Annotated in this window: 28 protein-coding genes; 1 reads left to right on the forward strand and 27 read right to left on the reverse strand. The window is 66.3% G+C overall.

Annotated elements, in window-relative coordinates; translation table 11 throughout:
* Positions 1 to 5: 5 nt before the first annotated feature.
* From WEG36_00450 to dusB, 5 genes are all read right to left on the reverse strand, one after another.
* A complete protein-coding gene (locus tag WEG36_00450) occupies positions 6 to 533 on the reverse strand; it encodes an acyltransferase (GenBank protein ID MEX1256065.1) in 528 nt (175 codons plus the stop codon).
* Positions 533 to 757 carry an acyl carrier protein gene (locus WEG36_00455; GenBank protein ID MEX1256066.1) on the reverse strand — a complete coding sequence of 75 codons (225 nt, stop codon included), beginning with the start codon at positions 755 to 757 and terminating at the stop codon, positions 533 to 535. The genes WEG36_00450 and WEG36_00455 overlap by 1 nt, the downstream gene beginning before the upstream one ends.
* Positions 754 to 2610 carry an HAD-IIIC family phosphatase gene (locus tag WEG36_00460; GenBank protein MEX1256067.1) on the reverse strand — a complete coding sequence of 619 codons (1857 nt, stop codon included), beginning with the start codon at positions 2608 to 2610 and terminating at the stop codon, positions 754 to 756. Before WEG36_00460 ends, WEG36_00455 begins: the two co-directional genes overlap by 4 nt.
* Positions 2607 to 3611, reverse strand: coding sequence for an NAD-dependent epimerase/dehydratase family protein (locus WEG36_00465; GenBank protein ID MEX1256068.1), 1005 nt, complete (start codon positions 3609 to 3611; stop codon positions 2607 to 2609). The genes WEG36_00460 and WEG36_00465 overlap by 4 nt, the downstream gene beginning before the upstream one ends.
* Before the next feature lie 305 nt (positions 3612 to 3916).
* Positions 3917 to 4948 carry a tRNA dihydrouridine synthase DusB gene (gene dusB, locus WEG36_00470; protein MEX1256069.1) on the reverse strand — a complete coding sequence of 344 codons (1032 nt, stop codon included), beginning with the start codon at positions 4946 to 4948 and terminating at the stop codon, positions 3917 to 3919.
* 187 nt (positions 4949 to 5135) lie between these two features.
* Here dusB and WEG36_00475 point away from each other — a divergent pair, with 187 nt between their 5' ends.
* On the forward strand, positions 5136 to 5588 hold the full coding sequence (locus WEG36_00475) for a PTS sugar transporter subunit IIA (protein MEX1256070.1): 453 nt from the start codon (positions 5136 to 5138) through the stop codon (positions 5586 to 5588).
* A gap of 148 nt (positions 5589 to 5736) precedes the next feature.
* Here WEG36_00475 and WEG36_00480 read toward each other — a convergent pair whose 3' ends face one another.
* The 22 genes from WEG36_00480 to WEG36_00585 all read right to left on the reverse strand — a co-directional run bounded on the left by WEG36_00480 (position 5737) and on the right by WEG36_00585 (position 25013).
* The gene (locus tag WEG36_00480) at positions 5737 to 6192 is read right to left on the reverse strand and encodes a hypothetical protein (protein ID MEX1256071.1); all 456 of its coding nucleotides are present in this window, start codon (positions 6190 to 6192) and stop codon (positions 5737 to 5739) included.
* A 153-nt stretch (positions 6193 to 6345) separates the two neighbouring features.
* Complete coding sequence (gene recO, locus WEG36_00485; GenBank protein ID MEX1256072.1) at positions 6346 to 7116, reverse strand: DNA repair protein RecO; 771 nt, start codon at positions 7114 to 7116, stop codon at positions 6346 to 6348.
* Positions 7113 to 8276 (reverse strand): hypothetical protein, encoded by a 1164-nt coding sequence (locus WEG36_00490; GenBank protein ID MEX1256073.1) that lies wholly within the window; start codon positions 8274 to 8276, stop codon positions 7113 to 7115. The genes recO and WEG36_00490 overlap by 4 nt, the downstream gene beginning before the upstream one ends.
* A gap of 23 nt (positions 8277 to 8299) precedes the next feature.
* Complete coding sequence (locus WEG36_00495; protein ID MEX1256074.1) at positions 8300 to 8833, reverse strand: bifunctional nuclease family protein; 534 nt, start codon at positions 8831 to 8833, stop codon at positions 8300 to 8302.
* 26 nt (positions 8834 to 8859) lie between these two features.
* Positions 8860 to 10203 (reverse strand): adenosylhomocysteinase, encoded by a 1344-nt coding sequence (gene ahcY / locus WEG36_00500; GenBank protein ID MEX1256075.1) that lies wholly within the window; start codon positions 10201 to 10203, stop codon positions 8860 to 8862.
* Positions 10204 to 10305: 102 nt separating this feature from the next.
* On the reverse strand, positions 10306 to 11484 hold the full coding sequence (gene metK / locus WEG36_00505) for a methionine adenosyltransferase (GenBank protein MEX1256076.1): 1179 nt from the start codon (positions 11482 to 11484) through the stop codon (positions 10306 to 10308).
* A gap of 34 nt (positions 11485 to 11518) precedes the next feature.
* The gene (gene ptsP / locus WEG36_00510; protein MEX1256077.1) at positions 11519 to 13294 is read right to left on the reverse strand and encodes a phosphoenolpyruvate--protein phosphotransferase; all 1776 of its coding nucleotides are present in this window, start codon (positions 13292 to 13294) and stop codon (positions 11519 to 11521) included.
* A 2-nt stretch (positions 13295 to 13296) separates the two neighbouring features.
* Positions 13297 to 13578, reverse strand: a complete 282-nt coding sequence (locus WEG36_00515; GenBank protein MEX1256078.1) for an HPr family phosphocarrier protein — start codon at positions 13576 to 13578, stop codon at positions 13297 to 13299.
* 57 nt (positions 13579 to 13635) lie between these two features.
* The gene (locus WEG36_00520; protein MEX1256079.1) at positions 13636 to 14394 is read right to left on the reverse strand and encodes a PTS system mannose/fructose/sorbose family transporter subunit IID; all 759 of its coding nucleotides are present in this window, start codon (positions 14392 to 14394) and stop codon (positions 13636 to 13638) included.
* Positions 14394 to 15068, reverse strand: a complete 675-nt coding sequence (locus WEG36_00525; GenBank protein ID MEX1256080.1) for a PTS sugar transporter subunit IIC — start codon at positions 15066 to 15068, stop codon at positions 14394 to 14396. The genes WEG36_00520 and WEG36_00525 overlap by 1 nt, the downstream gene beginning before the upstream one ends.
* Positions 15061 to 15543, reverse strand: coding sequence for a PTS sugar transporter subunit IIB (locus tag WEG36_00530; GenBank protein ID MEX1256081.1), 483 nt, complete (start codon positions 15541 to 15543; stop codon positions 15061 to 15063). The genes WEG36_00525 and WEG36_00530 overlap by 8 nt, the downstream gene beginning before the upstream one ends.
* 14 nt (positions 15544 to 15557) lie before the next feature.
* The gene (locus WEG36_00535) at positions 15558 to 15962 is read right to left on the reverse strand and encodes a hypothetical protein (GenBank protein MEX1256082.1); all 405 of its coding nucleotides are present in this window, start codon (positions 15960 to 15962) and stop codon (positions 15558 to 15560) included.
* Positions 15955 to 16917 carry an HPr(Ser) kinase/phosphatase gene (hprK, locus tag WEG36_00540; protein MEX1256083.1) on the reverse strand — a complete coding sequence of 321 codons (963 nt, stop codon included), beginning with the start codon at positions 16915 to 16917 and terminating at the stop codon, positions 15955 to 15957. Before hprK ends, WEG36_00535 begins: the two co-directional genes overlap by 8 nt.
* A 42-nt stretch (positions 16918 to 16959) precedes the next feature.
* Entirely contained in the window at positions 16960 to 18087 is a 1128-nt protein-coding gene (locus WEG36_00545; GenBank protein ID MEX1256084.1) for a glycosyltransferase family 4 protein, read from the reverse strand.
* Positions 18088 to 18092: 5 nt separating this feature from the next.
* Entirely contained in the window at positions 18093 to 18563 is a 471-nt protein-coding gene (nusB, locus tag WEG36_00550; protein ID MEX1256085.1) for a transcription antitermination factor NusB, read from the reverse strand.
* The gene (gene ribH, locus WEG36_00555; protein MEX1256086.1) at positions 18560 to 19024 is read right to left on the reverse strand and encodes a 6,7-dimethyl-8-ribityllumazine synthase; all 465 of its coding nucleotides are present in this window, start codon (positions 19022 to 19024) and stop codon (positions 18560 to 18562) included. Before ribH ends, nusB begins: the two co-directional genes overlap by 4 nt.
* Complete coding sequence (locus WEG36_00560; GenBank protein MEX1256087.1) at positions 19021 to 20220, reverse strand: bifunctional 3,4-dihydroxy-2-butanone-4-phosphate synthase/GTP cyclohydrolase II; 1200 nt, start codon at positions 20218 to 20220, stop codon at positions 19021 to 19023. The genes ribH and WEG36_00560 overlap by 4 nt, the downstream gene beginning before the upstream one ends.
* Positions 20210 to 20848: a riboflavin synthase gene (locus WEG36_00565; GenBank protein ID MEX1256088.1), complete on the reverse strand. Its 639-nt coding sequence runs from the start codon at positions 20846 to 20848 to the stop codon at positions 20210 to 20212. Before WEG36_00565 ends, WEG36_00560 begins: the two co-directional genes overlap by 11 nt.
* Positions 20848 to 21981: a bifunctional diaminohydroxyphosphoribosylaminopyrimidine deaminase/5-amino-6-(5-phosphoribosylamino)uracil reductase RibD gene (gene ribD, locus WEG36_00570; protein MEX1256089.1), complete on the reverse strand. Its 1134-nt coding sequence runs from the start codon at positions 21979 to 21981 to the stop codon at positions 20848 to 20850. Before ribD ends, WEG36_00565 begins: the two co-directional genes overlap by 1 nt.
* A 29-nt stretch (positions 21982 to 22010) precedes the next feature.
* Positions 22011 to 23039: a hypothetical protein gene (locus tag WEG36_00575; GenBank protein ID MEX1256090.1), complete on the reverse strand. Its 1029-nt coding sequence runs from the start codon at positions 23037 to 23039 to the stop codon at positions 22011 to 22013.
* Between the two features lie 10 nt (positions 23040 to 23049).
* Positions 23050 to 24084 carry a phosphoribosylformylglycinamidine cyclo-ligase gene (gene purM, locus WEG36_00580; protein MEX1256091.1) on the reverse strand — a complete coding sequence of 345 codons (1035 nt, stop codon included), beginning with the start codon at positions 24082 to 24084 and terminating at the stop codon, positions 23050 to 23052.
* The gene (locus tag WEG36_00585) at positions 24081 to 25013 is read right to left on the reverse strand and encodes a PfkB family carbohydrate kinase (GenBank protein MEX1256092.1); all 933 of its coding nucleotides are present in this window, start codon (positions 25011 to 25013) and stop codon (positions 24081 to 24083) included. Before WEG36_00585 ends, purM begins: the two co-directional genes overlap by 4 nt.
* Position 25014 lies beyond the last annotated feature (1 nt).

Raw genomic sequence — 25014 nt, forward strand, 5'->3', positions numbered from 1 at the left:
CGCGCTTATCGGCGGACGAAGATGATCCGGGCCGGATTACCCTGGACGATCGCGTTGTCGGGGACCTTTCCGGACACCACCGAGTTCGCGCTGACGATGACCCCCTTCCCGACCTCCGCCCCGTCGAGGATCACGACATTGGACCCGATCCAGACGTTGGACCCGATTCGGATTCCCTTGGACGGTTGCCCCTGCAGCCGCATCGGCACTTGGATGTCCGAGTAACCGTAGTTGCTCGCAGTGATGGAACAGCCCGGTCCGATCAAGCAGTCATCTCCGATCTCGAGACCCGAGATTCCTGCAGAGATGAAGCAATTCGTAGCCACATGAACGTCGCGCCCAATAGAAATTGGTCCATCGCTCGCCTTCACCTTGGAGAACGAGCCGATCCGGGTTCCCCGCCCCATTCTGAGATTCCCGGTCAGGTCCACTTCGGCTTTGGCGCTCACGAGTGCGCGATCCCTCAGGTAATAGTAGAGGGTTAGGACCGGCCCGAAGACCAGGAACCGTCGGATGAAAGTCCCAGCCTTCATCACCGGCGCCCGGCAACGATCCGCGCGAGCGCGGCAAAGCTGTCCACCCCCTGGATCTCGTCCATGCTGAGCCGGAGGCCGAAGGTCTCCTCGACTGCCGACATGATCTTGAGGTGGCTCAGCGAATCCCAACGGTCGCCGAGCCCCGGTCCGAGATCGTCCCGCACCTCGGACGGATCAAGGTCAAGGATGTCTGCGACGATCGAGCGCAACTCGGGGTTCACATCACCTCGTCGTGGATTCGGATGTGGGGGCAGGGGATCTCGGTGGCGCTCGAGGTTTCGAGCGCATACCGACGGATCCCGTCGTCTTCTTCGGACACGAGCGTGAAGCCCTGGTCCGCAAGGAAGCTCACCGCCGGGGCGTTTCGGGCGGTCGGAACGAAGGTCGCCGTGATGCGGTCCACGCGGGGTCCGTAACGTCCTTTCAGACGGTTCATCAGGGCGGTCTCGGCGCCCCTTCCCAAAGCTCGGCAGCTCATCAGAAAGTTCTCGAGGTCGGCGGCCGCACCCTCGCGGCGAACGAGATGCATGGCGATCACTCCCATGTCTCCGAAGCGATCCTTCAGCCGCGCGATGGTCAGGTCGTAGTTCCCGTCCTCGACGAATCGTTCGAGCTCGGCCGGCGTGTATCGGCGTGTCGTGAGATTGAACTGGTTCGTTTTGGTGACGAGCTGGTGCACGCGGGCGAGATCGTCGCCGGTGGCGGGACGGACGAAGATCTCGGTCTCCAGTGCCGCGAGGAACACCCCCATGTCCGTGGCGCCGCGTTCGAAGCTGAGCCTCCGGCTCTGCTGGACGTACTGCGCCGTCTTGGCCCGGTCGTCCGTGGTGATGTCGAGACGGTCGAAGAGCGCCGACTTGCGGAGGGCCATCGCGTATCCGGCCGGGTCCGCCGGGAGCTCGATGACGGCAACCTCCGGGAGGGCTCCACGGACCATAGTACGTTCCGCGGGATTGTCGTCGACGAATGCCAGGGCGTCCGTCCCGATGTTGAGCTCCGCGGCGAGCGCGACGAGATTCGCCGGCTTCTGATTCCAGTTGATCCGCTCGGCAACGAAATCCTCGCGCCGGAGGGGCATCTCCGGGTGGGCGGCGAAGGCGGCGTCCACGTCCGCGACGTTGTTTTTGCTGCAGAGGGCGAGCATGACCCCCCTTCCCTGGAGCCCCTTGAGCGCTCGCTGGAAGTCGGCGAAGGCCTCTCCCGCCGCCGAGCTCGGTCCGATCTGGAGCCCATGCGGGCCATCTTCTCCGACGATTCCCCCCCACAATGTGTTGTCGAGATCCACGACCAGGCACTTCCGCGCCGCGCCGCGGAGCGCCCCCTCGTATCGGAGGATCTCCTCGGCCACGCGGCCGGTGAATCCTTCCCGCCAGGGAACCTTTGCGACGTGGTAGAGACGGTCGTCGAGGGCACGCTCGGATCCGTACGCGGCGACCAACCGGTCCAAGTCGAGGATTCGCACCCGCCGCTCCGTTCGGTATCTCCGTTGGAGCTCGAGGTTGATCTCGAGGTAAAATTCTCCCTCGCCGAGCTCCTGCCCCGAATCCGCCGGGCCGAAGGCGGCCTCGAGCGGACGCGGAAAGTTCGCGACAAGGAGGAGCGCCTGGGTGGCCCCGAGGGCCGCACGAACCCAGTCGTCCACCTGTCCGAGGATCTTCTCCCGCTCGGAGGTCCGCCGCGTCAGGTCGAGCGAGGCGAACGCACCATGCACCTCTGGAGAGAGCGCTCGCATCGTAAGGCTTAGGAATACGAGCCCCGGCTGAAACTGGCCGAAACCGGACCCTTCGTCCAGGACGGCCTGGATATACTGACCAAACGGCCCAGTCCAGGCGCTCGCGTTCACTCCGCGAATCGCGGCGTGCACGGGAATTCGCACCGCGAGAGGCTCTAGCGTGTGGTTACCTAGAACGGCCACCCGTGTGGGCGCCCCACCCATCGGATGGCGCCGTAGGGCCCGCGATACCAGCTCCACGTCGCGCGAGGTGAGCGCCGTGGCGTCGAGGCTTCCTACGAGGGCGTGGAGCGAAACCGCGCTTTCAGCTGCCCGGATCTCCGACAGCGCTTCGGGTCTCACGCCCGGACCTGCTCCGCGGGAATGTACCCATGGGTGCGGTACCACTTCCCGGTCTCGCGGAGCCCCTCATCAATGCCGACTCGGGGCTCGTACCCCAGGTCGCGCCGCGCGCGATCGATGCGGAAGGCGCGAACCTGGCGGAACCAATCCACGCGCCGCGGAAAAATCGGGGGCTCGATTCCGAAGGGCTTGCAGATTTTTTCGCAGAGATGGCCGAGGACGATCAGCGGGAGAATGGGAAATCTGGGGACGCGGACCGCGACCCCGATCGAGTGGCCCACCCGCTTCACGAGCTCATCAATCGGGAAGTACTCGGCATCCGCGATGATGTACGCCTTCCCGGCTCCCGCCCCCGGCGCCATTGCCAAAACAAAGGCGTCTACCAGGTTGTCGATGTAAACGGGGTGGTAGTAAGTCGTCCCGGACCCGAACATCGGAAAGAAGCCCTTCGCGGCCCGCTTGTAGATCATGACGAAACGGCCGGGGTCGCCCGGGCCGTAAATCGCGGTCGGACGCAGGATCGTGAATTCGATCCCTCCGACCGCGAGGCGGCGCACCTCGAGCTCGCCCTCGTATTTCGTCTTCTGGTAGAAGTCGGCGGGCGCGATGGGGGAGTTCTCGTCCCCCGGAGGAGACTCTATGTGCCCATGCACCCCCTGCGTGCTGCAATATACGAGCTTCCGGGCTCCCGCGGCGATCGCCTCTTCGACGACGACCTGCGTCCCGAAGACGTTGACCTCGCGGTAGAGGGCGTCGGGAACACCGACCTCGCGAAACGCCGCGGCGAGATGGTGGACGACTTCCGCGCCCCGAACGCAGTCGCGGACCATGTCTCGATCCGCCACGGTTCCGTACACGACTCTCGCGCCGGCCGCCCTCAGCTCCGCGTCCATCAGCCCTGGCTGCTTGTCGAGAACTGTGACCTCATGCCCGTCAGCCAACAACCTTCGGACCAGGGCAGCACCCGTGAACCCCGTCCCCCCCGTCACGCAGACCTTCATCCAGACCCCTGAGTCGAATTGCCCTGATCCGTCCCGCGCACGCACCCGCACGCGGTATGGCAGCGCTGCAAGAATCACGCCCTTGAGCTCAACAGGTTCGGATGAGCATGGGAGCGGACTTCACCGCGTCTGACGCGGGAATCGACCGACTAGGCAATGTGGAAGTGTTGCGCCGATTCGGCACCCCAAGAAGGGACTCCACGGGGTAGCCGGTGGGCGATCCAGGTGCCGCTCGCCTGGGCGCTTCGCGGAAGGACGGACCCGGTGACTCGATTATCCTGTGCAGGGGGCCGGCCCCCTGCGGCTCACCTCCCTGCCAACACAGGCGAGTGGACCGGCCGCTCTGCTCGGGATGCGGAGAAACGGCCGAGATAACTCGCGATGCGTTCTCGGATCTCTTCGAGAGACGTTACCCGAAACAACTCCTGCCTGAGCTCTCGGCCCCCGGGAAGCCCCTTCGTGTACCATCCCAGGTGTTTCCGAAACTCGAGGATGGCCTTCTCAGGCGCCCCCCCGAAGTCGATGGCGTTTTGCGCATGTTCGAGGCAGATGCCGAACCGTTCCTCGATGCCGGGATCCGGAGGGACGGGCTCACCCGACAGGGCCGCCCGGGCCTGGCGGAAAATCCAGGGATCCCCATGGGACCCACGCGCGATCATGATCCCGTCGCACCCGGTTTCGTCGCGCATCCGCGCGGCGTCTTCCCCAGTCCGAATGTCGCCGTTCCCGATGACCGGCACGGACACGCCCTCCTTGAGCCTGCGAATCTCGTCCCAGCGGGCTTTCCCCGAGTACATCTCCGCTCGGGTCCGGGGGTGAAGGGTGATCGCACGCGCCCCGGCGTCTTCACACACTCGACCGATCCGGACGGGATCCCGGGTTTGTTCGTCGAACCCGCTCCGAATCTTCACCGTCGTAGGAAGGGGGGTGGACTCCGTCACCGCCCGTACAACCTCAGACACGAGGCCGAGGTCCCGTAGGCACCCGGATCCTCCGTTCCGCTTGACGACCTTCTTCACCGGACAGCCGAAATTGATATCCACGAAGTCTGGCCCGAAGGCCTCGTACACGTGGGCCGCCGCCTCGGCCATCACGGCCGGATCGGCCCCGAATATCTGAACGCCGATCGGGTGCTCCGCCTCCGCGAATCGAAGGTGTTCGAGGCTGCGTTCGTTTCTCCGGCAAATCCCGTCGGCGCTCACGAACTCGCTCACGACCACGTCGGCCCCGAATCGGCGACAGAGGCGCCGGAAGGGGGACTCGCTCACCCCGGCCTGGGGGGCGAGGTAGAGCGGCGTCTCCATGTTAGTCAGATGCTGGAGGACGTTGACGGCCATACACATAAGGTACTCCTCAGGGATCCGGTCGAGAAGCGTGAAGTCGAGGCGTCTCTTCGCGACGGCGTGGCTTTGACTTCGCCTCGGGCATCCTGTAAGGTTCGAGGCTCAAGTGATTCCAGGTGTGACAGTGAGGCCCGTTTGGCGGGACGCCCTTTCGGGGGCCCCCGGCCTTGGAGATGATAGAATGAAGCTACGGGAGTTCTTCACGCTCAGCGCCGTCAAGCTCGGGCTGGAGGCGAAGAGCAAAGACGATGCCCTGAAGGAGCTCATCGGGCTCCTCGGACTCGATGACAAGTCGCAGGCCATCCTCTTCAAGACTCTCAAACGGAGGGAGAATCTCGGCTCCACGGGGATCGGCAAGGGAATCGCGATCCCGCACTGCCGGTCTCTCGTAGTGAGTACACTCCGACTCGCTTACGGGAGGAAGCCGGGAGGGATGGACTTCAACTCGATCGATGAGGAGCCGGTCCATCACTTCTTCTTGATCGTGGCTCCCCCCCTCGAGGTATCGAACCAGTACCTTCCGGTCCTCGGAAAGATCGCTCAGTTCGCTAAGGACCCGGACGTTCCGCGGCGACTTTCCGCAATCTCCGACCCGGAAGACTTCCTTCGCCTCTTGGAAGAACGGGCTCCCTGACGGTTTCAGAGGGAAAAGCCGCGGGAGGCAGGTCGAAAGACTTGAGAGGCGACCCCGACCGAGGTGGCCGGACTTCGGAAACCACGGAGGGAGAGAGTGAAGCGGGGTGCGCGATTGCGGGGCACCGCCAGGTCCAAGGCGGCCCGCCTTATCCGCCGCTGATGAACACGCGACGGCTCTCCGAGCGGCCGTTTACGGTCAACTCTACGATGTAGCTCCCCCAGGCCACCGGAATCCCCGAGGAATCGCGGCCGTCCCAAAATGCCTCAAAACGACCCGGAGCGACGTACTCCAAGTCCAGAACTGGTGTCCCGTCTCCCGCCGGGTGATTCAGCGCCGTGGGGGAGCCCACGTGCTGCAGAAGGATGTCAAATATCCGGATCGTGACCACGACCGGACGGCCTTCCGCGAACAGCACCTCGAAGAGCTCGAAGGGAATCCGGGTTTCCGTGGTGAACGGATTCGGATAGTTGCTTCCGAGCCGAAACCCCGACGCGGGGATCTCCGGAGGCCCGACGGTCGCCCCTCCCACTTGTGCCGCGATGGAGTCCGGGAGGGACAGGGTGGAGAGCAGGACGATCAGGACGCCAACGGCGTGCCTCATCCTCACCTCCGTGAAGCTGTAGCAGTGGGGAAATAGCCCTCCCGGGTACATGCCCGAACACGCATCGAACGTCTTCAACAATGGACACCGCTCCTAGCGGGCGTCAAGCCAAATCGGCAAGGGACCTACGTCGCTGGCCTGTGTGCACGGGCGTCACTCCCCCACGGTCGCCGGATCCAGGAGCGGACGGAGCATTGCGACGGAACGAAAAGTCCGCCCTGGGGCGAGATGATGGAGGGCGAAATCCTCCAGCAGCGCCAGATGCGCACGACTCCCCTGAAGCGCCGATGGAGGTGCTCCGCGAACGAAGGTGGCGAGGTCTCTCCGCGCCGTCTTTCCAACCCGGGGGAGAGGTGACCCCTCCGAGCAGCCCGGGCAACGCAGGCCTCCCGCCGCGGCATCGAATCGGTCGAACAGACCGTCGTCGGCCCCCCCGAGGTCTTTTCCACAACCGGCACAGTGGTCCAGGTCAGGCGCGAAGCCGAGGAGCGACAACGTCCTCCATCCCCCGGCCAGGATCCACCCGGCCAACTCACTTTCAGGAGCTGTCCCAAGGTGGATCAGGACCGATCGGATCCAGGCATAAAGCGGCGGATCTCCCTCTTGTAACGCATGGGCCAGGAGAAGTTCCACGAGCAGGGATGCTCCAAGAAACCGTCGCAAGTCTCGCCCGAGTGAGGTCGCGCCCGTGGTCTTGTGAAAGTCGCGGAGGGTGTGGAGCTCCCGGTCGGGTCGGTGCGAGAAGGTCAGGAGCCCCTCTCCGAACGTATCCGGAAGCCCTCCGGATGAGGCACCGCGCCGGGCGATCCCTTTCCCGATCAAAGCGACGACACCGAAGTCCGGGGTCAGGAAACGTAGAATTCGCGAAGACTCGGAATAGGGGTGGGAGCGGAGGAGGATCCCGGGAGTAGTGACGAGCCTCATCGCCTGGGGCCCGGCGGTCTCGGCCCCGCCTCCAGCTCGGCCAGGAGCGCCTCCCGGAGTCGGCGATACCGCCCCTCACCACCCTTTTCCTTTCCGGCCGAAGCTCTGAACTCTTCATCCAGGCGGGCAATCTCGACGAGGACGTCTCTACGGAGGCGCGCCGGGGCGACGGCCGGTCCCGGTCCGGAGGCCGCCGCCCCCTTCGACGACCCCCTCCCCCCCCGCTGAACGACCCACACGCCCGCGAGAACGAGGAGGAGAGCGAGGGCCACCGAGAGCCATCCCATGACCTGCGGAGTCTCTCGGCCCGACCGGATTCGCACGACCTGATCCCGAAGCCCCTGGCCGAACCAGACGCGGTCGGTCGAGAGGAGCCCGATCTCCTCCGGGGCGATTCCCGCGAGCCCCTCGACGGTGAACGGGGGTGTGGACTCCCGCGCGATCAAGAGCGCCGTCTCGACCTCGCCGGGAAGCGGGATCTCCACGGAAAGTGAATCCAGCTCGTACTGGATCCAGTAATAACTTCCGTCGGGGGTCACGGGGTTCGTCGTCAGGAGCGATCCCCCCTCGAAACGAACTTCTCCCGCAGCCGGACCGGCTTCGATCACGCGAAATGTCCTCAGACTTGCCGGGAGCGGGTACCGCCACACGACCCCCCCGGCTCCGTCCGGGACATAGGTCACCGACCTGGGATTCGCGAGGACGAATCGGTCCGTCACAACCCACCCCATGGGACCCTGCTCGATCCAGAGCTCCCGGGTCCGGACCGGGAAGGCGATCCCTCCCGGGGGAGCGGGCTCCGTATTGAAGGTGCGGATCGTATAGAGGGAGTCCAGATCGGCGGGGGCTTCGATGATCCGACCGTAGTAAAGAATGCCTTCGAAGCGGCTCGCGGCGAAAAGCGTCTCACCTGACCCGGAGACCGGGACCCCCGGAAGGGTGAGGGTGAACCGCCCCTCATTTCCCACGGTCACCGAATCCACGGCCCCGGCTTCTTCCGGCGTCACGCGGTGGAGGACCACCGTCCCGGTGTCGGCAGGAATCGAATCCCAGAGGAGCTGGCCGGAAATCACGGCCTGAACTTCTTCCTGACCCTGAGCGGCCCAAGGGATCCCGAGGAGGAGGATGCCCGAAATAAGGAGCAGGGCGGACCGGCGCATGCCGGAGGTCGGGCGAGGCTTCCTCAGGGGGAGAAGCGCCCGAAGTCTTCTGGATTCAGGCGCCTCAGGTACTCCTTGAGCTCTTCGGCGTTCGTGAAAGGAGAGGGCTCCGCCTCGGGTTCGGCCTCCACCTCCTTGGCCGAGGACTCCTCCGAGGCAACCTCGATAGACGCGATCTCCAGGAGGTCGTCTTCCGCGAAGATCCGGGCATCGGCGCGAAGCGCCACGGCGATGGAGTCCGACGGCCGTGCGTCCACGCTGATCGTGTCCCCGGTCCGCTGGATGACGAGCTCCGCATAATAGGTGGCATCCGCCACTTTCGTGATGACGACCCGGTCGAGATTTCCGCCGAGTCCGGCGACCACGGAGACGAGGAGATCGTGCGTCAGGGGGCGGGAAAACTTCATGTCGGCGAGCTGCATCGCGATGGCGCTCGCTTCGCCGGGGCCGATCCAGATCGGGAGCACGCGATCCCCAGAGACCTCTTGGAGGATCAGCACGGGCGTGTTCGACGCTCGGTCCAGCCCCAAGCTCTGCACCTTCACTTCGACCAACACGGTTCTCTCTCCTCCGCAGGTCTCCGCTACGTCCCCAGGTGCCAGGACGCGAGATACTTCTCCTGCTCCGGGGTCAACGAATCCACCCGCACCCCCATCCCCGCGAGCTTGAGCGCGGCGATCTCCCGGTCCACCCCAGCCGGCACGCGATGGACCTCGCGCGCGAGCGAGGTTCGGTTTCCGAGAAGGTACTCCGTAGCGAGCGCCTGGTTCGCGAAACTCATGTCCATGACGGAAGCGGGATGCCCTTCGGCTGCCGCCAGATTGATCAGCCGCCCTTCCCCCAGGACGTAGACCCGTTTCCCTCCGACGCGGTACTCTTCGACGAACTCGCGGACTTCCGTCGGCGCCCCTTCCGCGATCCTGGCCAGTCCCTTGAGGTCCAGCTCCACATTGAAGTGACCCGAGTTGGCGACGATGGCACCGTCTTTCATCGCCTCGAAGTGTTCGGGACGGATCACGTTGATGTTCCCGGTAAGCGTCACGAAGAGGTCTCCCTCGGGCGCCGCGTCAGCGAGCGGAAGGACGCGGAAGCCATCCATCGCCGCCTCGAGCGCCTTGATCGGATCCACCTCGGTGACGATGACGCTCGCCCCCGCGCCGCGGGCCCGCAGCGCCACGCCCCGCCCACACCACCCGTACCCGACGACAACCGCCGTGGAGCCGGCGAGGAGGAGGTTCGTGGCGCGAAGGATCCCGTCGATCGTGGATTGGCCCGTCCCGTATCGGTTGTCGAAGAGGTGTTTCGTCTCGGAGTCGTTGACCGCGATGACCGGGAACCGCAGCACGCCGTCCCGCGCCATGGCCCTGAGTCGGATGACACCGGTGGTCGTCTCTTCGGTCGCACCCACGACCCCTTCCAGGATCTCCTTTCGACGCTCGGCAGAAAGGCTGCCGGCCCAGGCGCGAACGGGTGGCGCGAGATCGTCCAGCCGATCCAGGGCAAGCATGTGCAGCGACCCGACGAGGTCCGCTCCGTCATCCATCGTGACGTGCGGGGCGTGGGCCAAAGCCGCTCGGATGTGATCGTAGTAGCGGCCCTCGTTCTCGCCCTTGACCGCAAAGACCGAAATCCCCTCGTCCACGACGAGGTGCGCGGCGACGTCGTCCTGGGTGGAAAGGGGATTGGAGGCGCAGAGCACGAGATCGGCGCCCCCAGCCTTCAGCGTTCGCATGAGATTGGCCGTCTCGGTCGTCACGTGTAGGCAGGCGGAAAGTCGCACTCCCTCGAACGGCCGCTCCTTTTCGAAGCGCTCCCGGATCTGCCGAAGGACGGGCATGCTTCTCTCAGCCCATGTCGTGCGCAGGCGCCCCTTCCCGGCGAGAGCGGGGTCCTTGATGTCGTGATCAACCTGAGTCGTCGAGGTCATTCCGTATGGGTCCCTGGTGAGGCGAGATCCGTGCGGCCTGTCAGGCTCGCACCCTGCGAGCCGGCGGGATCCAACCCCTCCCCGGCAGGTCGAGTTCCAGGGTCAGGAAAGCCCAAGCGCCGCGCGGAGGTCATCGAGGCGAGGAGTCGCTTCCCAGGGGAAGAGGTGTACGTCCCGATCGAAGCGCCGCACGGTCTCGGGCGTCCGCCCGAAGTGGCCGTTGGACGCCGTGGGCCCGAATATGGGAGAACGGAGTCCCAAGTCCCTGATGATCGCGCCCGGGCGGAAGTCGAAAAGCTCGGAGATGGCGTCGGCGATCTTGGCGTCCGGGACGACCCCCGTGCCGAAGGTGTCCACCCAGACCGAGACGGGGTCGGCGACCCCGATCGCGTAGGCGAGTTGGATCTCGCAGCGACGCGCGGCGCCCGACGCAACGACGTGTTTGGCGGCCCAGCGGCTCGCGTATGCCGCCGACCGATCCACTTTCGTGGCATCCTTTCCGGAGAACGCGCCTCCTCCGTGGCGCCCCATCCCGCCATAGGTGTCCACGATCACCTTTCGGCCGGTGAGGCCGACGTCCCCTTGGGGCCCTCCGGTCACGAACCGTCCCGTGGGATTCACATGGATCGCGGCCTCATCGGGAGAGAAAAACTCCGCGGGAAGGGACGGGACGATGACCTGGTCCCGCAAGACCTCGCGGATCTCGGCGATGGGAATCCCGTCGGCGTGTTGCGCGCTCAGGACCACGGCCGTGACCCGTACCGGCCGGTCCCCATCGTAGGCGACACTCACTTGGGACTTCCCGTCGGGACGGAGCCAGGGAATTCGACCGGATCTGCGTGCCTCCGAAAGGGCGTGCGTGAGCCGGTGGGCGTAAACGATCGGAACCGGCATGAGCTCTTTCGTCTCGTCCGTGGCGAACCCGAACATCATCCCCTGGTCGCCGGCGCCCCCGACATCCACGCCGATCCGAATGTCGTCCGATTGCCGGTCGATCGTCGTGAGAACCGCGCAGGTCCGCCCATCGATCCCGAATGCCGGATTGTCGTAACCGATGGCCAGTATCGTCTCCCGCACGAGCTCCGGGATGATGACCCTCGAGGTCGTCGTGATCTCCCCGGCTACGAAGGCGAGACCCGTCGTCACGAGGGTCTCGCACGCCACGCGGGAATTCGAATCGTCCGCAAGGATCGCATCCAGGATGGCGTCGGAGATCTGGTCCGCGACCTTGTCGGGGTGCCCCTCGCAAACGGACTCTGAACTGAACTGGCGCAGGCTCAACGGGTCTCCTCGGTTGTGGTTCGGCCGATTTTCTTCAGGAAAGGGAAAGGCTCCAGCGCCCGGAAAAGGCGGAGAGATCCACGGCCGGCCCGATCCCTTCCGCCAGGGCTCTCGTGACGTCTCGAGAGGTGGGAGCCGCGAGCGCCTTTCGTGCGGCGGCCCGAGCGTCCTCGATCCTCACGCTTCGTACGACCTTCTTCAACTCCGGAAGGGCCGGCCAGGCGACTGAGAGGGCCGTAATGTCGAGACCGAGCAGAAGGAAGGCTCCGAGCGGATTCGCCGCCATCTCGCCGCAAACGCTGACCTCGATCCCCGCGGCCCGCCCCACGCGCGACACCTGGTGGAGCTGGCGCACGACCGATGGGTGGAAGGGATTGTAGAGGTCGGCGAGCCGGGCGTTCGTCCGGTCCACGGCAAGGGTGTACTGGACCAGATCGTTCGTGCCGATAGAAAAGAAGTCGCAGTGCCGGGCGAGCTCGGCCGCGTCGAGGGCAGCCGCGGGCGTCTCCACGAGGCAACCCAGCTTGTACCCCGAATAAAAGGGAATTCCCGCCTTCCTGAGCGACTCCTCCTCTTCGCTGAGGAGCTCCCGCACACGCACGACCTCCTCGACGTCATTCACGAGGGGGAGCAGGATACGAACGTCTCCATGGGCCGTCGCGCGCAGAATGGCCCGCAGTTGCGGACGGAAGAGCTCGAGGCGATCGAGGCAGACCCGGATGGCGCGCCACCCGAGGAAGGGGTTCTCCTCAGCCGGCATGTGGAGGAACATCGGGAACTTGTCCCCCCCGAGGTCGAAGGTTCTAATAAAAACGGCGTAGTTGGGGAATTCGCAGACGACCTGTCGATAGGCCTGATACTGTTCCTCCTCCTCGGGCATGGAGTTCCGCCCCATGACATGGAACTCCGTGCGAAAAAGTCCGATTCCCTCCGCCCCGTGCTCCTTCGCGCGGACTGCCTCCGAGGGGAGGTCGATATTCGCCCGGAGGGCCACGGGCTGCCCGTCGAGGGTGACCGAATCCAACCTCGCGACCTCCGAGAGATCTTCCTCCCAAGAAAGGATCTGGACTCTCCGTTCCCGGTAGATCTCCCGGTCGCGTTCCGCCGGATCGAGGATCAGCCGTCCGATCCGCCCATCCACGATCGCTTCGCGGGACCGCTCGGCCTCCTCAAAGGCGTTCACGAGTCCTCCGACCGCGGGAATCCCCAGCGAGCGAGCGAGGATCGCCCAGTGTGAAGTCCGCGTTCCGAGCTCGGTCGCGATCCCGAGGACGCGCGACGGATCCATCTGCGCCGTCAAAGAGGGGGTGAGGTTCCGCGCCACCACGATCGCCGGTTTTCCATCCCATACCAGGTCTCCGGCCTCGGGGAGCCCGAGCAAGCGATGCAGCATGCGGACGAGGAGATCCTCGAGGTCGTTCAGCCGGTCGAGAACCATGGGGTTCGAGGTCCGGATCCAGAGCACCTGGAGCTCCAACATGCGCCACTCGAAGGCGCGCGCGGCAGTGAGCCGGTTCTCGCGGATGTAGAGAAGTGTGGGCTCCACGACTTCGACGTCTTCGAGCATCATGAGTTGCGGCTCGAAGATGCGGGCTTCCATGGCTCCAAGCCTCCCGGCCGTCAGCTCCCGCATCTCTTCCAGGCGCCCACGAGCCCAGGTGCATGCCTCGTCAAAGCGTTCGACCTCGGCTTCGATTCCGTCCTCGGCCACCGTCAGATGCGGAACAGCGGGCACCCCCCAGCGGACCGTCCGCACCGGTCCGAGAGCGATCCCTTCCGAGATCGGAAGCCCCTCGTAAGTCCGGCCCACGTTCAGGTCTCCTTGAAGCCCTGTTCCACGAAGATGCGCAGCGCCTCGACGGCCTCGGCAGCGTCGCGGCCCTCGCCACGAATGACCAACTCGGACCCCCTCTCGGCTGCGAGCATCAGCACGCCCATGATGCTCTTCCCGTTCACCGCGAGCCCCTCTTTCGAGAGCTGGACCTCGGATTCGAATCGAGCCGCGAGCTTCACGAACTCCGCCGCCGGACGCGCGTGCAATCCCAGTCGATTCCGGACCCGGGCGCGCCCCTCGACGATGTTATTGTCAGTCATCCGCCATCGCGACCTCCGGTCCGTAAGGACCGGCCGCCCAGATGCACACGCGCGCACTCAGGACGGCGGGATCCTTGTTCCGGCCAGGATGAGCAGGAAGAGGAGCTCCGGCCCCCAGCGGCGGACCAAATCCCCGCCCGAGAGCCCGGCCAGAAAGAGTACGATCGCACCCGCGACCCAGGCTGGACCCAACTCCGAAACCCCCACTCCCCGGCCCAGAAGGAGCCCGAGCGCCAGGCCGAGGAGAAGGACCCCCACCGCACGGATCCGTTCCGTCCATGCGGGGAGCCCCATCTTGCTGATTCCCGCGGCCACGTTGAGTCCCGAGTCCGATCCCACCCGAAGGCCGTGGATACGAAGTGCGAGGTGCACCGCGTTGTACGTCACGAGGAAGGTGGCCAGCACGACTCCCGGTCCCCCGCCGAGGAGCGCAACGCATCCGGCCCCGAGCAGGCACGCCGGACGCCATCCTCCCCAAACGAGGCCGTCCCCGAGTCCCCCGAGGGGGCTCCGGAGCGCTTGGCGGAAGGCCCGGATCCGCGCCGGATCGACGCCGTCTTCGCGCATGCGGGCGAGCGCTCCGAGTGCTACCGGGGAGAGATACGGGTGTGTGTTGAAGGGCTCCGCGGCCCTTGCCACCTCGTCGGCTTCCGTGTCCCGGCGACCCGAGGGACCTCCCTCCGGCCCCGAAACCGACCCGTTTTCCGGCCTGAGCGCCCAGGCGAAACCCGTGCCGAGAAGGTTCCGGTAGTTCCACGATCCCTGGATGAAAAAGGACCGAACGAGAAGTCGAGTCCGACTGAACGAATGCCCCATCAGAGGATGACCGCCAAAGCCACTCCGCCGAGCGCGCCGATCAAGAAGAAGAGGGCCCGCCGCCGCGGAAAGGACCAGGACCGAAGGAGGGCGCCGCCCGCGAGCGCTCCCGGAAGGAGGAGGAGGGCGACGGTATCCGGAGTTCCGAGAGGCCACCACGCGCCGCCGAGGCGCGTCGAGAGCGCCGTGCCCATCCCGATCCCGACCGCGGTCAATACCGCGCCCCTGGTCCCGTCGAGCGCGATACACGCCCAGTGCCGGAGGGAAAGCGCGCGATAGTCGCTTCGTCCCTCGTCCACCGGACGGGTGATCCTTCCGTTCGCCCGGCGCAGGAGCGATATGGATCCGCCACCGAGCAGGCCCCACACCGTCCCGAGCGCGGCCCCCGCGGCGAGGCCCGGCGACCCGCCGAGACTCACGGCCACCACGACCCCCGGAATCGCCGCCGGGCCGGGCTCCGGGAGTCGGGCGCCGCCCATGGGAAGGCCCCCAAGGTGAACGGCTTCCAGGACCCCACCCAGGAGGAGGCCCGTCTGAGGGTCGCCCAGGACCCACCCCGCGAGCGTTCCCGACACCAGGGGCCGCGAGATCATGATCTGTCCAACCGAGGTCGTGTCGAGAGCAGCCGCCACTCCGACGGCGACGAGAAGTAGCCAACTCGAGGGCTCAAGCATCGAGGAGCCGGGCGGCGGAAGTCTTTGCCGAGGATGGGAGGTCCTGCGCGACGATGTCCACTCCTTCGGCGACAAGCGCGCGGATGCGCTCCTCGTCGGCATCGTCGAGGAAGAGGTAGGGAAGCCGCTCGCGCCGGCCCGGCCCGTGGTGGATCCCCCCGAGGTTCACGGTTTCCCCGGCGAGCGCGCCTCCACGAGCGAGGCGCGTCATGTGATCCAGGTCGCGGGTGAGTAGGACGACTCTCTCGGCACCCCTTCGCCACTCCGCGAGCCGCCCGCGGGCCTCCTCCACGCCGACGAAGTCCGAGGTGGCCTCCTGCGGCGTCCCGAGCTGGTAGAGATCCTTTTCCCAACCGCTCGCGGCCAGGGCATCGTCCACCACGACATAGTGTGAAGGCCGGATTCTCTCCCCCCAACCGAGGGTGACCTGCCCGTGGATGAGCCGCTCGTCCACGCGAAAGAGAAGGATCGCCACCCGCCGTCTCTTCCTCAGGGCGTTTCCAGTTGGAAGGAGCGCACCGCCTCCCTCCCTCTCTCCAGGACGCGCTGGACAAGCGCATCAAGGGAAAGGTGGCGGTGGAAAACGAAGTCGAGGAGCATCGGAAGGTTCGTGCCATAAACGACCCGGCGCCCGTCGGGGTCTCGGCAGGCAAATCTGGCGGCGAGGGCACAGCTCCCGGTTTGGAGGTCGGTGAAGATGATGGCGGGACCGGGCCCGGCCAGCTCATCCACGGTCCGGAGGAGCTCGTCTGGCCCCTTCGCCTCGTTGCTCACCGGAACGAGTGCGTCGGCCGGGGCTCCCGCGATCTTTCGCACCGCGTCCACCATTCCGAAGCACATGGAGCCATGGGTCACGAGGACGCCCCGCACGAGGGGGACCTCTCGCTCACTCATAGTCCTCCTCCAGGTATTCCCCGACCGGAGCCATCCCTCTCTGAAGATGCAAGTCGAACTCCGCCGCCGAATTTACGCCGGCGTATTTGAGGAGGTGGTTCATAGCCACGACTTCCGAGATGACCGTGATGTTTTTTCCCGGATTCAGCGGAATGGTGACGCGAGGCAGATTCACACCGAGGATTTGTGTCTCGTCCACGTCGAGGCCGGTGCGATCGAAGGGGCGCGAATCGTCCCACTCGTCCAGCTGCACGATGACCTCGATCCGCTTCTGGAGGCGTATGGCCCGGATCCCGAAGAGCGCCTGAACGTCAATGATCCCGATCCCGCGGATCTCCATGTGATGTCGCTGGCGTTCGTGTCCCCGTCCGATCAGAACGTCGTTTCCCCGTTCGGACACCATGACGAGGTCGTCGGCTACGAGGCGATGTCCGCGCTCGATGAGGTCGAGGACACATTCGCTTTTCCCGATCCCGCTTTTTCCCATGAAAAGAAGTCCGACTCCGTAAACGTCGGCGAGGGAGCCGTGCACGGTCGTGGAGGGTGCAAGGGTGACCTCCACGTACGGCTTGATTCGCCGGAAGAAATCACGGGTGCTCAACGAGGACCGGAAGACGGGAACGCCGGCGGCAAGGGCGATGTCCAGCAGGACGGAAGGAACCTGCTGACCCTTGGTGACGAAGGCCGCGGGGACCGCCTTCGAGAAAAAGGCCTCGAGCCGGACGCGTCGCTCCTCTTCCGAGAGCGTGGAGAGGTAGGTCATTTCGGTCTCGCCGAAGACCTGCATCCGCCCATCGGGGAACCGCGCGACGTAGCCCGCGAGCGCGAGGCCCGGCGTGGAGACGTCCGCGTCGGAACACTCCCGGTCGAGTGAAACTCCGGGGGTGAGGAGCTCGAGGGCGAGCGTCTCGCCCCGGGTGTCCATGAGCTCCTGGATGCGGAAACTTCCGGCCATCTTGGACCCCTTCTCCCCTCGTTGGGCCATGGACGAAAAAAGCTAGCGGCCGTCCCCGGAGGCGGCTACTGCGTCCTCGAAAACCCGCCCCAGGCGGGCGGCGGCCCGGTCCCAGGAGAGCCCTTCGGCAAAACTCCGCCCCGCCCGACCAAACGCCCGGCGCAGGTCCTCATTATCGAGGAGGCGTCGGATGCTCCGGGCGAGCGCAGAGACGTCACCGTGTTGCACCAATAACCCGGTTTTTTCGTGTAGGACCGAGTCGCGGAGCCCGAGGACGTCGCTCGCGACGCTCGGAGTGCCGCAGGCGGCAGCCTCCAGGATGGAGATCCCCCACCCTTCCTTTTCGGAGGTCAGGACATGTACCCAGCTCCGCTGAAGGAGGCGGACCTTATCCTCCTCCGAAATGAAGCCGAGAAACCGAATCTCCCCTTCCCCGAGTTCCAGCCGCCGGGCTTCCCTCTCCAGTACCGGACGGCGGTCGCCCTCCCCGGCAATGAGAAGCTGCACCGGAAGGCCTTCCGCTCTCAGGGCCGCCGCGGCTCGCAGCACCAGATCCACCCGCTTGTAGCGCTTCAGCCGCCCCAGATAGAGGAGGGTGGGATCCTGGAAACGGGCCCCGTCGTCCCCCGGTCTGAAGCGCTCCGCGTCCACGCCATTTTCGACGACCTCGATGCGCGCGGGGTCGAGCCCGCGGCGGGCGAGATCCTCGCGTGTGCTTTGCGAAATCGCCACGATCGGGACGCCCCGATAAACCCGAGGAATGGGGCGCTCGAGGATCCAGGTGGCGGCGGCGATCGGAAACCTCGCCTCATGGAAGGCGGTTCGTCCGAAGAGGTGGTGCACGAGGAGCACGACGGGAAGGTCCGTCCAGCGCGGCGCGAAGAGGGGGACCTTGTTCAGGTCCTCCACCACCAGCGAGAAACGGTCCGCCGCCAAGAGGCCCCGCGCGTAGCTCGGAGCCGCCGCTGCGAAGGTATGCCGCCCCCCTATGCGGTGCACCTCGATGCCGTCGAGAACACATCGGCCCGGGGCACCCGGCCACCCCGAGGTGACCAGGGTCACCTTCCATCCCTGGGCCACCAGTCTTCCAAAGCACTGGTGCAGGTGGTGCTCCGCTCCGCCGGCCTGCGGGTTCTCCCGATCCAGCCAGTTGAGCAGGAGGACGTTCATGGGGTTCAGGAGGATGGAGTCTTCCGCGGGTTGGCCCGGTACACGGCGTCGAGCACACCGTTCACAAACCGGTGGGAGTCGTCGCCGCCGTATTGCCCGGCGAGGCGAACGCCCTCCTGGAGCGCCACTTTCTGAGGAGTCTCCTCCGCGAAGAGGAGCTCGGCCGTGGCGAGCCGAAGGACCGACCGGTCCACCCGCGAGAGCCGCTCCAGCCGCCAGTTCTCCATCGCGTCCCGGAGGGCACGGTCGATTTCGGGAAGGTGGTCCTTCACGAGCGCCAGGTGGCGGCGGATGAAGGGCTTCCGGGTGGGCGCGACCCGTCGCGTCCGGAATACGTCTTCCATCGCGTCCTCGAGCGGACGGTGCGGGGTCGTGCTCTCCCAGGCGTAGAGCACCTGGAGCGCCCAGGAGCGGGCGCGCACCCGCTGCACTCGCTCGGACGCCGAAAGCGTTCCCACGCGGGTGCCCGCCGTCACCGGAGTGTACCGTAGAGGTTCGCCATTTCCAGGGCGGTGAGCGCCGCCTCCCACCCCTTGTTCTCGGATCCGCTTCCCGCGCGAACGAGTGCCTGTTCGAGAGTTTCCGTCGTGAGAAGGCCGAAGCCGAAGGAGAGCTTCGACTCCCTTGCGAGCTCGCCCAGTCCCCGGGTGGTTTCGCCGGCCACGAAGTCGAAGTGGGGTGTGTCGCCGCGGATCACGCACCCGAGCGCGACGACGCCGTCCACTCCACCTCGTTCGATGACGCGAGCGCAGGCACCGGGAAGCTCGAACGCCCCGGGAACCCGCACGATCTCGATCTCTTCGGGAGAGACACCGTGCGTGGTGAGGGCTTCGAGGGCCCCCGCGGTGAGCTCTTCGGTCACCACCTCGTTGAAACGCGAAACGACGATGGCGAATCGCCTCCCCGCCCCGTCGAGCGACCCCACCCGCTCCTTCACGGAAGGTGCCCGAGCTTTCGCCGTTTGGTTTCGAGGTAGGCGGCGTTGTGTGTCCCCGGTTCGATCCGGAGTGGTTCGCGACCGGTGATCTCGAGCCCATACCCCTCGAGTCCGACGATCTTTTTCGGGTTGTTCGTGAGAAGCCGGATCCTGGAGAGCCCGAGGTCCACGAGAATCTGTGCGCCGATCCCGTAGTCCCGGAGATCCGGCTTGAAGCCGAGCGTCAGATTTGCCTCCACCGTGTCCTGCCCCTGCTCCTGCAGCTCGTAAGCACGGAGCTTGTTCCCGAGCCCCATCCCCCTCCCTTCCTGGCGGAGGTAGACGATCGCGCCGAGCCCCTCGGCCTCGATACGTGCCATCGCGGCATCGAGCTGCTCCCCGCAATCGCAACGGAGCGACCCGAACACATCTCCCGTCAGGCACTCCGAGTGCATTCGCACGAGGACGTCTTCTTTTCCGGCGATTTCGCCCCTCACGAGCGCCACGTGTTCCCGATCGTCTATGAGGCTCTCGTAGCCGATGAGGCGAAAGTCTCCGCGCCGCGTAGGGAGGCCGACTTCGGCGATGCGACGGACGAGGCGTTCCTTCGCGAGGCGATACGCGACCAGCTGGGCCACGGTCACGAAGCGGATCGAGTGTTCGCGCGCGAAGGCTTCGAGTTGCGGGCGGCGCGCCATCGTCCCGTCGGGATTCAGGATCTCGCAGATGACCCCGACGGGCGGGAGGCCGGCCAGCCGTGCCAGGTCGACGGCCGCCTCGGTCTGCCCCACCCGGCGAAGCACACCGCCGGGCTGCGCGCGGAGGGGGAAGATGTGCCCGGGGCGCCGGAGGTCGGCCGGCTTGGATTGGTCGTCCGCGAGGACACGGATCGTCGTGGCGCGATCGTGCGAGCTGATCCCCGTCGTCACGCCGAATCTCTGGTTCGCATCCACCGAGATCGTGAACGCGGTGCGATTCGGGTCGGTATTCTGATCCGTCATCAGGGGAAGATCGAGCTCGTCCGCCCTCTCACGGGTCAGCGCCACGCAGATGAGGCCGCGCCCATGTTTCGCCATGAAGTTGACGTGCTCCGAGGTGACCTCCGCGGCCGCGCACACGAGGTCCCCCTCGTTTTCGCGATCCTCATCGTCCGCCACGATGATCATCCGGCCGTCCCGGATGTCCCGGATGGCTTCCTCGATACGGTCAAACGGCATCCGCCGGCCCTCCCTTCGTCTCTTCGCCCCGCAACCCGCTGCGGAGAAGCTTGCCCACGTATTTTCCGATCAGGTCCCCCTCCACGTTCACCGCGTCCCCCGCTTTCAGCCATCGAAAGTTGGTGTTTTCCCAGGTGTGCGGGATGATCCCGACCTCGACGCCATCGTCGCCGAGGAGACGGTTCACGGTCAGGCTCACTCCGTTGAGTGCGATCGACCCATGGAGGAGGGTCGTCCGATGCACCTCGGGCGGAATCAGGATCTCGAGGACCCGGAATTCCCCGACCTCGCGAATCTCCTTCAGGAAACCTAGTCCATCCACATGTCCCTGAACCAGATGCCCGTCCAGGCGTTCCCCAAGGGCCATCGCCCTTTCGAGATTGACCCGGCTTCCGGGGACATAGGTTCCGGCGAGGGTCCGCGCCACCGTGGTGCCAATCGCCTCGACGAGGAATCCCGCCCCTCCGACGCTGACCGGGGTCAGGCAAGCTCCGTCCACGGCGAGCGAAGAGCCGGGCGAAACGTCCGCGAGGAGGGCTTCATCCGCCTCGATATGGATCCGCCGCACCCCGTCCCCCTCCTCCACGCCGGCGACTCGCCCGACGCCCTCCACGATTCCGGTGAACATCAGGAACTTTCCTCCGTCGGACCCGGCTTCAGGGCGAGCCAGAGATCCTCGCCGAGCCGTCGGGGCGCCTCTCCAAAGCTCCATGCCGCGCCGGCCGCGCCGGCAACCGGGGGAGACGGTAGCCCGGGAAAGGCCGGAACGCCTTCCTCTCCCAGGAAGCGGGGCGCGAGCGCCAGGTAGAGTCGGTCCACGAGCCCGGAGCTGAGCAGCGACGAGGCCACCTCCCCGCCCCCTTCGCAAAGAAGGCTTTCGATTCCGCGTCTCCGCAACTCTTTCATCGCCGTATCCAGATCCACCCTTCCACCCGCGGTCGCGGGGACGTCGACCAGGATCGCACCCTTTTCTTCCACAACGCGCCGCCAGCTCTTCGGGCTCTCGGGAGTGGTGACGATCCACACCTCGCTCTCCCTGTCCCCGAACACCTGGGCACGCGGGCCGAGCTTGCCGGTCGCATCGAGGAGGATCCGGCGCGGCGCGATTCGGGGCTCCACGGGGCCCCGAACCGTCAGGAGGGGATCGTCCGCGATGGCGGTGCCTGTTCCCACGAGAATTCCATCGAACCCCGCCCGCAGGCGATGAACTTCCTCGAGAGCTTCACGCCCCGACAGTGTGCCGCGTTCCCCCGCCCTCGCCGCGATGCGACCGTCGAGGGAGAGGGCGAGCTTGAGCGCGGTCCATGGCCGCTCCCTCTCGGCGGCGAAGAAAGTGGGATTCTCCCACCGGGCCTCTTCCGCCGTCATGGCGGGACCGATGACCGCGATCCCCTTCGCGGCGAGGAGGGGCCCTCCGCCGCCGGACTCCTCCCCGGGATCGGAGGCCCCGAAGACGACCCGCGAAACTCCGGCGGCGAGAAGGGCGTCCGTGCAGGGCGGAGTTTGGCCCTGATGCCGGCAGGGTTCCAGCGAGACAAACACCTCCGCCCCGTTGCTGCGATTCCCCGCGGCCGCCAGGGCGACGACCTCGGCGTGGGGGCCGCCATATTCGGCGTGCCATCCCTCTCCGACGACCTCTCCATCTCGCACGATGACACACCCGACAAGGGGATTCGGGTGAACCCGACCCCACCCCTTTCGCCCCAGCTCCACGGCCCGTTGCAGGGAACCGCGGTCACGAGGCGAGAGGGAAGCCGGCACTTCACCACCACCGACTGGGTCGCGCTTCGTCAGAAAGTCACCCTCACGCTGAACGTGCCCTGGAGCTCGCGCTCGCCGGGACGGTAGGGGCCCGTCCCCTCCAGGGAAGCGGCGGGCGAGGCCGAGTCTGCCCAGACGATTTCGGCTGCGGCCTGGGCGACCACCCAGGTGAAATTCGCGCCGAGAAAAAGATACCGCCGCCGCATTTCGAGCTCCTCCGACCCGGCGCTTCCGGTCACCGCCGGCGACCCCGGAAGGCTCGGGTTTAGAGGCGCGCTTGCGGCGATCCTTCCGTTCCCGCCGTAATGGTCCCACCCGACGCCGCCCGAGACTCCCACGGTCAGGAGGTCCTTCCCCACGATCGCCCGATACGACGTGGCGCGGGGTCCGATCGTCGCTTCTCCCCCGGAGCTTTCGGGGATTCCATTGCGAACTCCGCCCATGCGGTAATGCATGGCGGAAAGCGTCACTCCGGGAAGCGAAAAGGATTCCCTCATGACGCCGACCCGGAACCCGCCGCCCCATCCCGCCACCGAGCCCGAAAACCCGCCCGAACCGGGAAGTCGGAGGAGTTGGGCGGTCGCGACCGCATCCACGGCAAATACTCCCCCGAACCCCGGAGCCGGCGAGAATCCCTCGAAGAGACCGACCGCCGCGGTTACCCGCGGACCGAACGCGAAGCTCCTGCGGTCCTCGAGAGCGCCGTTCACGGGAGCCCTGGCTAGATCGGGATGCCGAAACGAGGCCCATCCGACGCCGGCGTCCACCACGACACGGGGCTGGGTGGAGAGCCGCCGCCCGGCCGTGCTCGGGCTCGCGGGAACCGGTCCGCCCGCGGTCATGAGGAGGCCCAGCCCCGCTTCGAGAGCCTCCACCGCGAGCGCCGCATCGGCACACCGCCCGGCAAGCCCCTGGTGCCCCTGCGCCCCAGCGGCGCAGGTCGTGAAGAGCCGCTCGCCGGCCGTCTGAGCATGAACGAGTCCCGGAACCGCCGCGAAAAAAATCGCGAGGGGGCCGAAGAAGCCGGGGAGGACCCCGAGGACGCGTAGCCCGGCCATCACTCGGGCCTCATACAAATCGCACGCCGGAGTCGGCGGTGACCTCACCGAGGATCCAGGCGGCCTCCCCGCGGTCACGGAGCCGGGCGAGGAGGGCGCCGGAACCCTCCGGATCCACGATCGCGATCATGCCGACACCCATGTTGAAGACCCTTAGCATCTCCTCATCCTCCACCAATCCGAGCGACTGGAGCGCCTCGAAGAGGGGGGGCACCGTCCAGCTCCCCCGCTCGACCTTCGCCCCGAGCGTCCCCGGCAGAGAACGCGGAAGATTTCCGGGGATCCCCCCCCCGGTGATGTGCGCGAGGGCCCGAATCGTTCCCCCCTCCAGTTCCGGCGCCAGCACCCGGAGGTAGCTGCGATGGGGCCGCAGGAGGGCCTCTCCGACCGTTTCCTCGAGCCCGGGAACGGAATCTGACACGCCGAGCCCGGCGGCTTCGAGGAGAATCTCCCGGGCGAGCGTGTACCCGTTCGTGTGGAGCCCCGCCGAGGGAAGGCCGATCAGGTGATCGCCGGCCCGGACCCTGGATCCGTCCAGGATTCGGGCCCGCGCTACAATCCCCACGATGAAGCCGGCCAGATCGTACTCGCCCTCACCGTAGAAGCCCGGCATCTGGGCCGTTTCACCCCCGAGGAGGACACACTCGTTTTCTCGGCACCCGGCAGTGACCCCGGTCACCACCGCGTGCACGACTCCCTCCGCCACCGGGCCGGTGGCCAGGTAGTCGAGGAAAAAGAGTGGTCGGGCGCCCTGCACGAGGATGTCGTTCACGCAGTGATTGACCAGGTCGTGGCCGACCGTGTCGTGACGTCCGGAGAGGAAGGCGATCTTGAGCTTCGTCCCGACCCCATCCGCGGAGGAGACGAGCACCGGCTCCGGAACGTCCCCGGGCACAGCGTAGAGCCCCCCAAAAAGTCCGAGCTCGGAAAGGGTGCGTTCGTCGCGGGTGGCGTCGAGGAGATCGCGGAACCCCGCTTTGTCTCGCTCAGCGCGGTCGAGGTCCACCCCCGCCGTCCGGTAGTCGAGCCTCCGCCCCCCGCTCATCCCTCGACCCCCATCCCCGCGAGCGCGAGGTCGAATTGCGTCATCCGCCCAATCTCCTGAACGCGGGAGGCCACTTCCCGCGGACTCAGCCGCGCCAGACGGCGGACCCCGAAGTCTTCGACGGCGAAGGACCCGATCGCCGACCCGACGACCGCAGCCCCCCGGAGCGCGGCCGGCGAGAGTACCTCCACGTTGTGCAGGAACCCGAGGACTCCCCCGGCGAAGCTGTCCCCCGCGCCGGTCGGGTCGTTCAGGTCCTCCAGCGGATACCCGGGAACGAAGAAGATCTCATCCCGGTCGAAGAGGACCGCGCCGTGCTCCCCTTTCTTGACCATGACCCGAGCCGGGCCACGGCGCTGAACCCACCGGGCGGCGCGCACCAGATTGGGGTCGTCGGCGAGCTGCCGGATTTCGCCATCGTTCACGATGAGAAGGTCCACCCGCTCCAGGAGGCGGAGGAGGTCGTCCCGTTTCCCCACGATCCAGAAGTTCATCGTGTCGCAGGCGACGAGCCGAGGAGTTTCCACCTGGTCGAGCACTTCCAGCTGGAGGGTGGGATCGATGTTGCCGAGAAACACGATATCAGGTGACCTAAACTCCTTTGGAATACGGGGATGAAAGTCTGCGAAGACTCCCAGTTTCGTCTCCAGCGTTTCGGGCGAGGAGAGGTCGTGCGTGTATCTTCCCGACCAGCGGAAGCTCTCCCCCGGAGCCGCCTCGAGACCACTCAGATCCACTCCCCGCTCTTTCAGGAAGTCGAGCTCCGCCAGCGGATAGTCATCCCCGACCACGCCGACAACCTGCACCGGCGCAAAAAGTGAAGCCGCTGCCGAAAAGTGGACCACGGATCCGCCCAGGGTGTCTTCGGCACTCCCGAAGGGAGTCTCGAGCGAGTCGAGCGCCACGCTCCCCACCGCGAGGATCGCCATC

The organism is Gemmatimonadota bacterium (assembly GCA_040882465.1).
GTDB lineage: Bacteria > Gemmatimonadota > Gemmatimonadetes > Longimicrobiales > Gaopeijiaceae > JBBEBG01.

What these genes read in the sequence shown, in the direction of transcription:
- WEG36_00450 (MEX1256065.1), bottom strand. Translation starts at nt 533, where the DNA reads ATGAAGGCTGGGACTTTCATCCGACGGTTCCTGGTCTTCGGGCCGGTC.
- WEG36_00465 (MEX1256068.1), bottom strand. Translation starts at nt 3,611, where the DNA reads ATGAAGGTCTGCGTGACGGGGGGGACGGGGTTCACGGGTGCTGCCCTG.
- dusB (MEX1256069.1), bottom strand. Translation starts at nt 4,948, where the DNA reads ATGGCCGTCAACGTCCTCCAGCATCTGACTAACATGGAGACGCCGCTC.
- WEG36_00475 (MEX1256070.1), top strand. Translation starts at nt 5,136, where the DNA reads ATGAAGCTACGGGAGTTCTTCACGCTCAGCGCCGTCAAGCTCGGGCTG.
- WEG36_00480 (MEX1256071.1), bottom strand. Translation starts at nt 6,192, where the DNA reads ATGAGGCACGCCGTTGGCGTCCTGATCGTCCTGCTCTCCACCCTGTCC.
- recO (MEX1256072.1), bottom strand. Translation starts at nt 7,116, where the DNA reads ATGAGGCTCGTCACTACTCCCGGGATCCTCCTCCGCTCCCACCCCTAT.
- WEG36_00490 (MEX1256073.1), bottom strand. Translation starts at nt 8,276, where the DNA reads ATGCGCCGGTCCGCCCTGCTCCTTATTTCGGGCATCCTCCTCCTCGGG.
- ahcY (MEX1256075.1), bottom strand. Translation starts at nt 10,203, where the DNA reads ATGACCTCGACGACTCAGGTTGATCACGACATCAAGGACCCCGCTCTC.
- WEG36_00515 (MEX1256078.1), bottom strand. Translation starts at nt 13,578, where the DNA reads ATGACTGACAATAACATCGTCGAGGGGCGCGCCCGGGTCCGGAATCGA.
- WEG36_00520 (MEX1256079.1), bottom strand. Translation starts at nt 14,394, where the DNA reads ATGGGGCATTCGTTCAGTCGGACTCGACTTCTCGTTCGGTCCTTTTTC.
- WEG36_00525 (MEX1256080.1), bottom strand. Translation starts at nt 15,068, where the DNA reads ATGCTTGAGCCCTCGAGTTGGCTACTTCTCGTCGCCGTCGGAGTGGCG.
- WEG36_00535 (MEX1256082.1), bottom strand. Translation starts at nt 15,962, where the DNA reads ATGAGTGAGCGAGAGGTCCCCCTCGTGCGGGGCGTCCTCGTGACCCAT.
- hprK (MEX1256083.1), bottom strand. Translation starts at nt 16,917, where the DNA reads ATGGCCGGAAGTTTCCGCATCCAGGAGCTCATGGACACCCGGGGCGAG.
- WEG36_00545 (MEX1256084.1), bottom strand. Translation starts at nt 18,087, where the DNA reads ATGAACGTCCTCCTGCTCAACTGGCTGGATCGGGAGAACCCGCAGGCC.
- WEG36_00560 (MEX1256087.1), bottom strand. Translation starts at nt 20,220, where the DNA reads ATGCCGTTTGACCGTATCGAGGAAGCCATCCGGGACATCCGGGACGGC.
- WEG36_00565 (MEX1256088.1), bottom strand. Translation starts at nt 20,848, where the DNA reads ATGTTCACCGGAATCGTGGAGGGCGTCGGGCGAGTCGCCGGCGTGGAG.
- WEG36_00575 (MEX1256090.1), bottom strand. Translation starts at nt 23,039, where the DNA reads ATGGCCGGGCTACGCGTCCTCGGGGTCCTCCCCGGCTTCTTCGGCCCC.
- purM (MEX1256091.1), bottom strand. Translation starts at nt 24,084, where the DNA reads ATGAGCGGGGGGCGGAGGCTCGACTACCGGACGGCGGGGGTGGACCTC.
- WEG36_00585 (MEX1256092.1), bottom strand. Translation starts at nt 25,013, where the DNA reads ATGGCGATCCTCGCGGTGGGGAGCGTGGCGCTCGACTCGCTCGAGACT.